This is a genomic window from Vibrio sp. 10N.286.49.B3 (assembly GCF_002873395.1).
Classification (GTDB): Bacteria; Pseudomonadota; Gammaproteobacteria; order Enterobacterales; family Vibrionaceae; genus Vibrio.
The window spans coordinates 1-12,491 of record NZ_MCUV01000046.1 but is presented as its reverse complement, the minus strand read 5'-3'; the positions used below and the strand labels follow the sequence as shown (position 1 = coordinate 12,491).

Annotated in this window: 10 protein-coding genes and 1 other annotated feature; of the genes, 5 read left to right on the top strand and 5 right to left on the bottom strand. The window is 41.8% G+C overall.

Going from position 1 to position 12,491, the window contains the following annotated elements; translation table 11 throughout:
- Nucleotides 1-29: 29 nt before the first annotated feature.
- Both BCU68_RS14385 and trpR read left to right on the top strand, forming a co-directional pair.
- On the top strand, nucleotides 30-1,997 hold the full coding sequence (locus BCU68_RS14385) for a transglycosylase SLT domain-containing protein (RefSeq protein WP_241901385.1): 1,968 nt from the start codon (nucleotides 30-32) through the stop codon (nucleotides 1,995-1,997).
- A gap of 58 nt (nucleotides 1,998-2,055) precedes the next feature.
- A complete protein-coding gene (gene trpR / locus BCU68_RS14380) occupies nucleotides 2,056-2,352 on the top strand; it encodes a trp operon repressor (protein ID WP_102565638.1) in 297 nt (98 codons plus the stop codon).
- 171 nt (nucleotides 2,353-2,523) lie between these two features.
- Here the strand turns inward: trpR and yjjX are convergent, their stop codons facing one another.
- The 5 genes from yjjX to BCU68_RS14355 all read right to left on the bottom strand — a co-directional run bounded on the left by yjjX (nucleotide 2,524) and on the right by BCU68_RS14355 (nucleotide 7,562).
- Nucleotides 2,524-3,051: an inosine/xanthosine triphosphatase gene (gene yjjX, locus BCU68_RS14375; protein ID WP_198591745.1), complete on the bottom strand. Its 528-nt coding sequence runs from the start codon at nucleotides 3,049-3,051 to the stop codon at nucleotides 2,524-2,526.
- A gap of 13 nt (nucleotides 3,052-3,064) precedes the next feature.
- Entirely contained in the window at nucleotides 3,065-4,240 is a 1,176-nt protein-coding gene (gene pheA / locus BCU68_RS14370; protein WP_102565441.1) for a prephenate dehydratase, read from the bottom strand.
- A gap of 14 nt (nucleotides 4,241-4,254) precedes the next feature.
- Nucleotides 4,255-4,389, bottom strand: a sequence feature (Phe leader region).
- A gap of 107 nt (nucleotides 4,390-4,496) precedes the next feature.
- Complete coding sequence (gene raiA, locus BCU68_RS14365; RefSeq protein ID WP_102565440.1) at nucleotides 4,497-4,859, bottom strand: ribosome-associated translation inhibitor RaiA; 363 nt, start codon at nucleotides 4,857-4,859, stop codon at nucleotides 4,497-4,499.
- Between the two features lie 351 nt (nucleotides 4,860-5,210).
- The gene (locus BCU68_RS14360; RefSeq protein ID WP_102565439.1) at nucleotides 5,211-6,656 is read right to left on the bottom strand and encodes a lytic transglycosylase F; all 1,446 of its coding nucleotides are present in this window, start codon (nucleotides 6,654-6,656) and stop codon (nucleotides 5,211-5,213) included.
- A gap of 174 nt (nucleotides 6,657-6,830) precedes the next feature.
- Nucleotides 6,831-7,562 carry an outer membrane protein assembly factor BamD gene (locus tag BCU68_RS14355; RefSeq protein WP_102565438.1) on the bottom strand — a complete coding sequence of 244 codons (732 nt, stop codon included), beginning with the start codon at nucleotides 7,560-7,562 and terminating at the stop codon, nucleotides 6,831-6,833.
- A 137-nt stretch (nucleotides 7,563-7,699) separates the two neighbouring features.
- Between BCU68_RS14355 and rluD the strand changes: the two genes are divergently transcribed.
- The 3 genes from rluD to clpB all read left to right on the top strand — a co-directional run bounded on the left by rluD (nucleotide 7,700) and on the right by clpB (nucleotide 12,094).
- Nucleotides 7,700-8,674 carry a 23S rRNA pseudouridine(1911/1915/1917) synthase RluD gene (gene rluD, locus BCU68_RS14350; RefSeq protein WP_102565437.1) on the top strand — a complete coding sequence of 325 codons (975 nt, stop codon included), beginning with the start codon at nucleotides 7,700-7,702 and terminating at the stop codon, nucleotides 8,672-8,674.
- Complete coding sequence (gene pgeF / locus BCU68_RS14345) at nucleotides 8,674-9,414, top strand: peptidoglycan editing factor PgeF (RefSeq protein WP_102565436.1); 741 nt, start codon at nucleotides 8,674-8,676, stop codon at nucleotides 9,412-9,414. Before rluD ends, pgeF begins: the two co-directional genes overlap by 1 nt.
- A gap of 103 nt (nucleotides 9,415-9,517) precedes the next feature.
- A complete protein-coding gene (gene clpB, locus BCU68_RS14340; RefSeq protein WP_102565435.1) occupies nucleotides 9,518-12,094 on the top strand; it encodes an ATP-dependent chaperone ClpB in 2,577 nt (858 codons plus the stop codon).
- The last annotated feature ends 397 nt before the right edge of the window (nucleotides 12,095-12,491 follow it).

Sequence of the window (12,491 nt, the reverse complement as noted above, 5' to 3'; positions counted from 1 at the left end):
ATCAAGGTCCACTGCAAGGAATCAAACTCATGATGTCGTCTATCAAACATCTCACTTTCCTCACCGGTCGAACATCAATAGCTTCAACGATGTTAGCGGTGAGTGCATTCAGTTTCGGGGCTTCATATGCGACTGCAGCAGAGCAAAACTTAGTGCAACAGCGTCTAGCGTATCAGCAAGCACAAGATTTACTTGATAAGAAAGATATTAAAGCTTATCAAGAGTTAAGACCGAAAATAGAAACGTATTCATTAACACCTTACACCGATTATCGCGCTTTTTTAGTTAACTTAGATGAGAAGTCACCCGATGAAGTGAATCACTTTATTACGCAATTTGATGGTTTGCCTTTTTCAGGGCGAATACGTGCGCCTTATTTACGATCTCTCGCCCAGCAAGAAAAGTGGCAAACCTTATTAGAGTTTCAAAAGCAACCGCCTGTCGGTGAAGAGTACCTGTGTCTTTATCATTATGCACAGTATGAAACCCAGCAGAGCCAAGCCGCTTTTGCCGGGGCTGAGCAGTTGTGGTTAAGCGGTAAGGATATTTCTGCTCGTTGCGATCCTTTGTTTTCAGCATGGAGTGAGGCGGGACTGCGCACGGATGAATTAATTTTACAGCGCATGCTGCTTGCTTTTGAGCAGAGGAATCTAAGCACGCTACAGTATTTAGCTAAGTTACCCGCGTCCGACTTAGCTCAAGTGCAAGCGAAGGATATGTTGGCATTGTTTCAAAAGCCGCAACTCGCTGCCGTTTTTGCCGAGAAACATAAAATCACCCCTTTTTATCAAAAGCAAACCGAGCTAGCGGTACAACTTTGGGCAAGAAAAGATGCCGTCGCTGCCAGTAAAGTAATTGAAGGGGCGAGTTTGTCGCAAAACTTAGGCGAACAGCGCACGCAAGCACTACGAGATTACGCCATCTTTAGAGTGATAAATAGCGACGATCCTAAGGTCATTGAATGGCGTGATAGTGCACTGATGAGCTCTGCAAGTAGTGCAATGCTTGAGAGACGTGCACAGCTAGCCGTTCAGCATGGCGACTGGCAAGGGATCATCCGTTGGATTAGCCGTCTGCCGCAAAGTAATCAAAGCAGTTTACGCTGGCAGTATTGGCAGGGACGAGCTGAAATGGCGTTAGGTCGTCAATCTCAAGGGGAGAAGCGGTTAAATGCGATTCTTGGCGAGCGCAATTTCTATAGTGTCGCAGCAGCAACCGCTTTAAATAAAACGATTCAGTATCCAGAGCAAAGTATCACTTTTGATAAAACGAAGTTAGCCGCTGATCAAAAAGCCCTTGAACGAGTTAAAGAACTAATTGATGTTGATAAAATATCAGCAGCAAAAAGTGAGTGGCGCTGGTTATTACGCAATGCATCGATTGATGAGAAGCAAATGTTAGCCGCTTATGCCGGTCAGCAACGTTGGCATCATTTGACGGTACTGGCGACGATCTCTGCAAAAATGTGGGATTATATGGACTTGCGCTTTCCACTTGCCCATCGCTGGTGGTTTAACTTCTACGCTGAAAAACATGACTTAGACCCAATCACTTTAGTGTCATTGGCAAGGCAAGAGAGTGCGTTAGATGTCGATGCTAATTCGCCGGTTGGTGCGCGAGGTTTGATGCAAATTATGCCAACCACAGCCAGTCATACCGCTAAGAAATTTAAGATAGATTATAGTGGTGCTGATGATTTATATATTGTGGAAAAAAACATTGAGATTGGCAGTCAGTACTTAGCGAGCTTATTAGATCAATATGATAATAACCGAATTTTTGCTTTAGCAGCCTATAATGCAGGTCCTAATCGAGTGAAACAGTGGCGTGAGCGTAGTGCTGGTCAACTTGACCCTTATGCGTTTATTGAGTCTATTCCATTTAAAGAGACACGCGGTTATGTGCAAAATATCTTAATGTTTGAGACTTATTATCGAAATCTTCTCAATGTAGAGGGGGATTTTTTGACTGAGTCTGAAAACAAAGCAAAATATTGATTAAAAAAGAGAGATAAATCTCTACAATAGAAGTTCGATGGATAAAGCGAAGAGTAATATGGAACAGAATCCTGAATACTATGATTGGCAGCAGTTGATGGCATTGGTAAAAAAAGCCGCGGACAGTGATCAGCATGATATGTTACTTACTATGATGATGACACCTGATGAGCGAGAATCTTTAGTCGCAAGGGCAAACATTTTGTGTGAGCTTTTTAAAGGTGAGTTATCTCAGCGTCAAGTGAGTCAAAAGCTTGGGGTGGGTGTTGCAACCATAACCCGTGGATCCAATGAATTAAAAAGAAAATCGGTAGAAGAGAAACAGGCTTTAGAGCAGCTACTACTTAATCTTTAATCCACATAAGATCAAAAACGCCACTTAAAGATAATACCGATATGGTGTTATTTTTAAGTGGCGTTTTATTATGTCTAAGGTTTTATTATGCCTGAGATAGTTGTATACGCTATTCTAGTGCTTAGGTTATTGATGCTAAGTAGTCACTAGAGCTAAGTAGTCATTAGAGCACTACAGGTTGTCAGGGAAGTGCTCTGGGTTGATGAACGGAATCAAGGCTAAAATTAATGCCTGATGATAGACCGCACTTCGACTGAGTAAATCTTGAGTAAGCAAGCCAATTGCCCCGCCTTTTTGCTTCACGTTATCAGTGCCAAATAGCTCATCCATGACATCGCCAAGTTCATGGGCTGTTTTGAGTTTTTCAATCACAAGAGGTGGAAGCATTAGGCTCGCAGACCGAGATTCTCCACGCTGATTTTGAGATTCAATCACCATCCAAGCAAAAGTGATGTTTTCTTCAATACCCGCTTCAAGTCCGACAAAATAATCAGCTTCTGGGTGCATGACACGAGCATTGGCAACTCGGTTAGAGGCACCAAGGTGTGTTTCTTCATTTGACATCGGTTGATCAGCAACGCCACTGGCAACACTGATACCTTTAAAGTCAAATATCTGCTGAGGAAGTGCCGCTTGAAAGGCACTTTTCACCGCATTAATTTTCGCAGGGTTTAATGAAGCAATAACCACGATTTTCATTGCGATGGATCCCCTAAAGTAACTTCACTTGGGTTGGTTTTACATTTTCACTCGGGTAGCAACCAAGCACTTTCAAGTGGCGAGTAATTTTAGTTAGCTCAGCAATGGCTTGTTGCATTTCTTGTGAATCAAGATGAGACTCTAGATCAACATAGAACATCTCTTCCCATGGATTGCCCATAATAGGACGAGATTCTAGCTTCGTCATGTTAATGCCGTATCGCTGTAAAACGAGTAAAGTTTCCACTAATGATCCTGCTTGTTGGGACGTTGACATAATAACGGTCGTCTTGGCTGGAATTTGTGGCGATACTTCAACGGGCTTACGCGCAACAACAATAAAGCGAGTATGGTTTTCGGTTTGGTTTGCTATATTGCCTTGAATAGACTGTAAGCCATACAGTTTTCCACTTGATGCATGACCAATAGCTGCAACGTCATCACGATCCAACTCTTTAATTTTACGCATAGCATCTGCGGTGCTTACGCAAGACTCTAGTGTTACTCCTTTCAGGTGACTTAAGAACTCGCTGCACTGCTGGTGTGGTTGAGGGTGTGAATAGAGCGTTTTAATGCTTTCTAAGCGAATATCACTCTTTGCCACTAAGCAATGTTCAATGGGTTGAGTTAGTTCACCAACGATATAAAGCGTAGTGTGCTGCAATAAGTCATACACTTCATTGATAGAACCTGAACTGGTATTTTCAATTGGCAGTACCCCGTAGTCTGCATGACCGGACTCAACAGTTGAAGTCACATCTTTGAAATGCTCGCAGTTGAGTTCAATCAGTTCAGTGTTCTTACGGCTGAAGTATTCACGGCTAGCAAGGTGAGAGTATGACCCTTTAGAGCCAAGAAATGCCACTCTTGCTAATGGCTTGCGACTTTGTGGATTAGCGAGGTTTTGCAAGTAAGACTGCTGAAGTAAAACCGAGTCTTCAATAATAGTGTGAAAGAGTTTGGTGATGTATTGTGCATCCAGCTGATATTTACTTTTACCGTTATTAATCAACTTGACCAGTAATTGCTGCTCACGAACGGCATCACGAACAGGTTTTGATGTCTCAACTTTACTTTTTGCCACTTCAATACTGAGTTGGCGTCGTTCTGATAATAAACGTAATAGGTGATCATCAAGCTCATTCAATCTGAGGCGAATATCATCAAGAGATAGCGGGTTGTCTGTCATGCAAAAAGTTCCTTATAAAAAAGCCCCCCGTTATGGGAGGCTTCCTGCTCGTTTTTGACTTATTGTTCTTAAACGATTGAGCCTCTCTCTAATATGGCAGAGAAAAGAATGAGAAAAAGAAGTCAAAAAAGAACAGCTGGGTTAATGTCATTAATTTGTTTATCCGTATGAATGCATTACCACAATAAGCAAGGTAGGGTAGAGCGTCAAGCAAAAAAATAGCGCCTTAAAGGCGCTATAGGGAAGGGAGTTTTACTTATAGAACCGCTTCTTCTTCAGTTTGTTCTTCAGCTTGTTCTATTTTTTCTTCGAAGTCAGGCTTTTCAGCTCGTCGAGCTTCTGGTTTGTGTCTTAGTTTATTGAGTTGACGTTCGAGTTTTTGTTCAACTTCGTTAACGGCAGCGTAAAGATCGTTGTGAATCGCAGAGGCGATGAGTTGTCCTTTTGGAATAGTGATGACAGCTTCAAATTTTTTCTGTTTATTCGGCTCTTCATTAAAGCTCGTTTGGCAATTAATGACGTCGACTTGCCATTTTTCTAATTTGTTAAATTTGCTTTCTATATGCTCACGGATAGCAGAGGTGATGTCGATGTTTTTGCCAGTGATGTTTACTCTCATAAATTATTTCCTCTGTGTCATCCCTTATGGGTTAACTACAGATTACTCATTTGAGCTGGAATAAATGTGATGCAGATCACAGTAATAGTGGTGATATGTACTGCAAAAATTAAATGTGATCTTTCGCAAATGTTGGTTTTTTTTATTCCGAAATTCCTTGTTATTGTTCGAAATATTGATAGATTGGAAAGGGTTATACGCTAAAAATGTACTGTTTTTAGGGGGTTTTTATGAGCCGAGACTTAAGGTTGGTTAATAAATGCTCACCCGATTTTTGTGATATGGATACGAATAAGTACAGCCATGATTCAAATTTAAGAGTGGCGCAACATGATAGGTTGCGCCATTTTTTTATGGGTCAAGTACTGGTGCCATCAGTACAGGGAGCATAGGTGATAACCAAGCGTTTTGAGACTCACGCACCTCTTGTATTTTCGTTAGCTGATTATAAATGACATAGTAGCGGTTGATATTTGCGACATAAGAAACGGTTTCGGTACCAATGTTTCTTCGGGCAATCACTTCGACGTTTTTAAACCATTTATTCGGATCATAGCCATGTTGCTTAGCCAGTTTCTGTAAACGAGTAATTCTGGCAGGACCAGCATTATAAGCCGCTAATGAGAAGTAAATCTTGTCATCATCCGTCATATCAGCATTTGAAAAATAACGGTCTTTAACAAAGTGCATATACTTTACACCAGCATGAATGTTGTTCTCAATGTTATGAATATTACTGATATTTACATTGGGATCCTTCGCAGTGGTAGGAAGGACTTGCATAATACCAATCGCACCTTTACTGGATATTTTGCGCTGATCAAGCCCGGATTCTTGATAGGCTTGTGCTGAGATAAGCAAAGCGTCAAAATCGTATTCATCAGAGTATTTTTTAAATAATGTAGAGAGTTGACCGAGCTTGTCTAACTCTTTGGGGTTTAATGCACTCTTTAGCCAAGTGGTACGAGTGATGTATTTGTTGTAAATAACATTACCGAGCAGAGTTCCTTTCTTCGATTCTTTAATAAACCCATCAATCAGTTGTTTGAGTTTAGGGCTATCCTTTCTTATTGCCCAACCTACTTTACCTTCGCTGCGCAGAGGGAGTTTTGTGTGTGCTTTTAGACCAGTTACCGCTGACTCCCAAAGGTAAGCTTTATGGCTATCGAGTACTGTGGTGTTGATATAGCCCTGTTTGATCATTTCTATTACTTCATAATCTTGTAAGGACTCGTCAATAAAACGGATTTTGCTTGGTGAAAGGTTATCCTTTTTTAACTGCTCATTAATTTTTTGCAGGCTTTCATAATAGCTTGAACTTTCTCTTACCCATATATCACGATCGCTGAGTTGTGAAATTTGGGTAATATCCTTGCTTTTATCGCGTGTAATTAACCACTCTTCAACACCTGTGATGATTGGATCGCTAAAATCGATACGTTCTAATCGTTGATCGGTAATGGTTAAATTAGCGATTGCCATATCACCATAACCGCGCTCTAACGTAATCAGCAACTCATCCCTTTGCACTGGGATAGCTTGTATCTTTAAGGCACTATTTTTTTTCTGGCTATAGACTTCAAAGTGATAAAGCAGTTCTGCAACAATTCCCGTTGGCTTACCATTATCGATATAGTAAAAGCCTAAATCTGCTGCAACGAGAACGCGTAACACATGAGTATCAGCTAAAGTATCTAAGTCACCAGTATAAGGCGTTCTTGTCATAGGGGATAACTCAAGCGCGTAGCTTGGCAATGACAAGAGCCAAACGCACAGTAGCGTTACTATCTTTTTCATGCGATGTCGGTCCCATATCTGAAGATTTACTATTCAGCATAGGTACAGACTTAAGAGACATCAATTTTCATAGATAATAAAAAACCACCAATCTGTGGTGGTTTTTTATTTCGCAGCAGTAATGAATACAAGCCTTCTTTTGGCAATTTATACTCAATATTTGCAAAATGGAGACTAATTGATTGAGTTAAGAGCAATTAAAGTTTGGGTTCTTTCTATCGCATCTTCTAATCCAAGTGCTTGATAAGCTTTTAATTGGATTTTTAATGACTTTCTTGCTGCTTCTGTATCTGGGTAGGTCTTTTGTAATTCTTGGCTACGGTTGATAGCAGCGATCCAAGCTTCACGGCGCAAGTAAAAATCAGCCGTTGCCAAATCATAGTCAGCTAAGCGATTTTTAAGTGAAAACATACGCTTTTGCGCATCTTCTGCATAAGGGCTATCAGGGTAACGTTGCAGAAGCGTTTTGAAATCGCTAAAGGCTAACTTAACCGGCTCAGGATCTCGATCACTGCGATCAACATTAAATATATCATGCATAAAGTTACGATCTTGAGCCATTTGGCTTAGACCGCGCATGTATAGTACCCAGTCAGATTTAGCATGGGTTGGGTTTAATCGAGTAAAGCGAGCGATAGTCGCGAGACCAAGCGCTAGATCGTCGTTTTTATAGTAAGCATAAATTAAATCAAGTTGGACTTGCTCAGAATAAGCACCAAATGGATAGCGTGAATCTAATGCTTCTAGCTTTTCAATAGCAGAAAGCCAGTTACCACCTTGAAGCAGTATGGTGGCATCCGAATAAAGCTCTGATGGTGGAAGATCCGGTACTATCGCTTCTTTGCTACTTGAGCAGCCGGCGAGTAGAGAGAAGGCAAGTAAGCCAATTAAAGTTTGGTGTTTCATGTCAGGAGTCGATTCCTTGAAGTAAATATTTCGTAAGGTTCCGTTACTTTCATCACAGTAACAGATACAATGATACTATTGTCCTATTCTATCCATAGTAATGGGTATTAGTCTCACGGTTTTTAAAAAAGTTCGATATGGCCCAACAAATCACATTAACAAACACAGTAAAAGATAGCCAGCTTGGTCAACGTTTAGATCAAGCCGTTGCTGAACTTTTCGCTGATTTCTCCCGCTCTCGTATTAAAGAGTGGCTTTTAGACGGCAAAATCCAAGTGGATGGCGTTGTTATAACCAAACCTCGCATCAAAGTTATGGGTGGCGAAGAGATCATTGTTCAGGCTGAACTTGAAGATGAAGAGCGCTGGGAAGCACAAGATATTCCATTAAACATTGTCTTTGAAGATGACGATATCATTGTAATCAATAAACCGCGTGATCTTGTTGTTCACCCAGGTGCAGGTACTCCAAACGGTACTATATTGAATGCATTGCTATTCCATTACCCATCGATTGCTGAAGTACCTCGTGCAGGTATTGTGCACCGTCTGGATAAAGACACAACGGGTTTGATGGTTGTTGCAAAAACGGTTCCTGCTCAAACTCGCTTAGTTCGAGCGTTGGCAAAGCGTCGTATTACTCGTGAATATGAAGCCATTGCAATCGGCAAAATGACCGCTGGTGGCATGGTTGAGAAAGGGATTAGCCGTCACGCAACGAAACGTACTCTGATGGCGGTAAATGAAACAGGTAAGCCTGCAATTACTCACTATCGCGTTGCTGAGCACTTCCGTGAGCATACACGTCTTCGTTTACGCCTAGAAACGGGTCGTACTCACCAAATCCGTGTTCACATGTCATACCTACAGCATCCACTATTAGGTGATATTGCTTATGGTGGTCGTGCGCGTATTCCACGTGGTGCATCAGAAGAGCTAACGACTATGATCCGTGCTTTTGATCGTCAAGCTCTACACGCTGCAATGCTGCGTTTTGATCACCCAATCACGGGCGAAGAGGTGGAATTCCACGCACCTATTCCAACAGATATGATTGTGATGGCAGAAGCACTACGTCAAGATGCAAAAGAGAATATCTCTGAGGATATCTAATGCCTTTTATTATCCCTAACTGGTCGCTGCCAAAACACGTTAAAGCGATTTCGTCAACGCGACGAGGTGGTGTATCACTTGCGCCTTATGCAAGTTTAAACGTGGGTGCGCATGTTGGGGATAAGATAAGCTCTGTTGCTGAAAATCGTGAGCAATTGATGCAGGCAGCAACGATGCCGTCTGCACCAGTTTGGTTAAATCAAACGCACTCGACTCGTGTTGTTGAAGTTTCTCATCCTACTGAACAAGTTTTAGATGCCGATGGTGTGTTTACTCGTTCAACGGGCGTAGTATGTTCAGCAATGACAGCAGATTGTTTGCCTATTCTTATTTGTGATAAGCAAGGGCAACAAGTCGCAGCCGTTCATGCCGGTTGGCGAGGGCTTGCTGATGGTATTGTGGAAAATGCCATTGAGCAATTTTCTCAAGAGGTCAGTGTTTGGGTTGGTCCAGCGATTGGACCAAGTGCCTTTGAAGTGGGTGACGATGTTCGTCAAGCCTTTATGGATGTTGACTCTAATGCTCACCTCGCATTTCAAAGTAAATCAAACCAATCTGAACAGCCGAATAAATGGCTAGCGAATATGCCTTTATTGGTTAAGCAGCGTCTTAATTGTATTGGTGTTAGTGCGATAACGATGAGTGATTTATGCACTTATCAAGATCCTGAACGCTTTTTCTCGTATCGCCGTGATGGCGTGACTGGGAGACAAGCGAGCTTTATCTGGTTGGAAGACTAAGCTTTTTTTAAGTTCCTCTCTTTTCCTGCTCCCCCCTTGAAAACAATCTATCGTGTAACCATCTTTTAAGTAAGAAACGTCTCAGTTGAGTTCGGAGGTTGCTATGCGTTTAGATCGTTTTACCAGTAAATTTCAAGTGGCTATATCAGATGCCCAGTCTTTGGCTTTAGGTCGAGATCACCAATATATTGAACCCGTGCATCTTATGGTTTCTTTGCTAAACCAAGATAGCAGCACTATCCGTCCTTTATTAACGATTTTGGATATTGATGTCGTGCAACTGCGCTCTAAATTGAGTGAAATCTTAGAGCGAGTTCCAAAGGTGAGTGGCATTGGTGGCGATGTTCAACTATCCAGTGCGATGGGGTCGTTATTTAACTTATGCGATAAAGTTGCTCAGAAACGCCAAGATACCTATATCTCATCAGAAATATTTCTCCTTGCTGCCATAGAGGATAAAGGTCCGTTAGGTAAGTTACTCAAAGACTCGGGCTTGACCCAAGCTGGCATTACTAAAGCCATTGACCAAATCCGCGGTGGTGAAAAAGTCAATGATCCTAATGCCGAAGAAACCCGCCAAGCGCTAGATAAGTTCACCATTGATCTTACTGAACGAGCTGAGCAAGGGAAACTCGATCCTGTTATTGGTCGAGATGATGAAATTCGTCGCACGATTCAAGTTTTACAACGCCGTACTAAAAATAACCCAGTCATTATTGGGGAGCCTGGGGTCGGAAAGACAGCGATCGTCGAAGGCTTAGCTCAACGCATTATTAATGATGAAGTGCCAGAAGGTCTGCGTGGACGCCGTGTTCTCTCTTTAGATATGGGCGCGTTGATTGCTGGTGCTAAATATCGTGGTGAATTTGAAGAGCGATTAAAAGCGGTTTTAAATGAGTTATCGAAAGAAGAGGGTAATGTAATCCTCTTTATTGATGAACTGCATACCATGGTGGGTGCCGGCAAAGGTGAAGGCTCGATGGATGCCGGTAACATGCTAAAACCGGCGTTAGCACGTGGCGAACTTCATTGTGTTGGTGCCACGACCTTAGATGAGTACCGCCAATATATTGAAAAAGACCCAGCCTTAGAGCGTCGTTTTCAAAAAGTATTAGTTGATGAGCCAAGCGTTGAAGACACAGTGGCTATTTTACGTGGTCTAAAAGAGCGCTATGAGCTTCATCATCATGTTGAAATTACCGATCCTGCGATTGTTGCTGCTGCAAGTTTATCGCACCGTTATGTTTCGGACCGCCAATTGCCAGATAAAGCTATCGATCTTATTGATGAGGCGGCTTCTAGTATTCGTATGCAAATTGACTCTAAACCAGAAGCCCTTGATAAACTAGAACGCAAAATTATCCAATTAAAGATAGAGCAACAAGCCTTATTTAATGAAGATGATGATGCCAGTGTTAAACGTTTATCTATATTAGTCGATGAACTGAATGAGAAAGAGCGTGAGTATGCAGAGTTAGAAGAGATTTGGAATAGTGAAAAAGCGGCGCTCTCTGGCACTCAGCATATTAAAGCGGCATTAGAAACAGCGCGAATGGATATGGACTTTGCTCGCCGTGCGGGTGATTTAAATCGAATGTCTGAGCTTCAATACGGTCGTATTCCTGAGTTAGAAAAGAAACTCGATTTAGCCACTCAAGCAGAAATGCAAGAAATGACTTTATTAAGAAATAAAGTGACGGATGCAGAAATTGCTGAGGTTTTATCGAAGCAGACCGGAATACCCGTTGCAAAGATGCTGGAAGCTGAGAAATCAAAATTATTACGTATGGAAGATGTATTACATAAACGTGTGATTGGGCAAGTTGAAGCGGTCGAAGTGGTCTCTAATGCTATCCGCCGTAGTCGTGCTGGTTTGTCTGATCCCAATCGTCCAATTGGCTCATTTTTATTTTTAGGTCCAACGGGTGTCGGGAAAACAGAGTTATGTAAGACGCTTGCTCACTTTATGTTTGATAGTGAAGATGCCATTGTCAGAATTGATATGTCTGAATTTATGGAGAAGCATTCTGTTGCCCGTTTGGTGGGAGCGCCTCCTGGCTATGTGGGTTATGAAGAGGGTGGCTACCTAACAGAAGCCGTCAGACGTAAGCCTTACTCTGTCATTTTGTTAGATGAAATAGAGAAAGCACACCCAGATGTTTTTAATATCTTATTACAGGTTCTTGATGACGGACGTTTGACGGATGGACAAGGGCGTACGGTTGATTTTCGCAATACTGTTATCATTATGACGTCTAACTTAGGCTCATCTCAGATTCAAGATAATTTCGCAACGCTAGATTACGAGGGTATTAAGCAAGGGGTGATGGATATTGTTAGCCAGCATTTCCGACCTGAATTTTTAAATCGTGTCGATGAAAGTGTTGTTTTTCATCCTTTAGGTCAAGAGCATATTCAGTCAATTGCAGCCATTCAATTGAAGCGCCTCGGTCAGAGAATGGAAGGGCAGGGGTATCACCTTGATGTATCGGAAGCGGCATTAGAGTGGATCGCTCAAGTTGGCTTTGATCCTGTCTATGGAGCAAGACCATTAAAACGCGCGATTCAACAAAGTATCGAAAACCCATTAGCTAAAGCTATTCTTGCTGGGAAAGTGATACCAGATAAAAGCGTGACGCTATTGGTACATAACGACAAAATTATTGCCCATCAAGTTTAACCTTAGTGTGTTTGATTAAAGGAAGGGAGGCTTAGGACTCCCTTTTTGCTGTTTTTTTGAGTGCTTTGCTTAACCTTTGAACGAACAGTGCATGATTGTCTCTTTTTGTTGGTTTTTCTCTTGCGTTAATTGGTTAAGTCTCTATACTTCGCTCCCGTTGTCACGATAAACACCACACGGTGTTACCGGTCAACCATGACGGTTAACTACTTAACGTAGTTAAAGAAATAACAAGAAAGTGTTTGACACTGAAAGTTAAATCGATAGAATAGCCGTCCACTTTGAGCAAAAGCTTAAAGTAAGCTCTTTAACAATTTAGACCTATCAATCTGTGTGGGCACTCGTTGATGATAATCAAAAAGATTACTTAGGTAATCATTGATTCTTAGGAATCAAA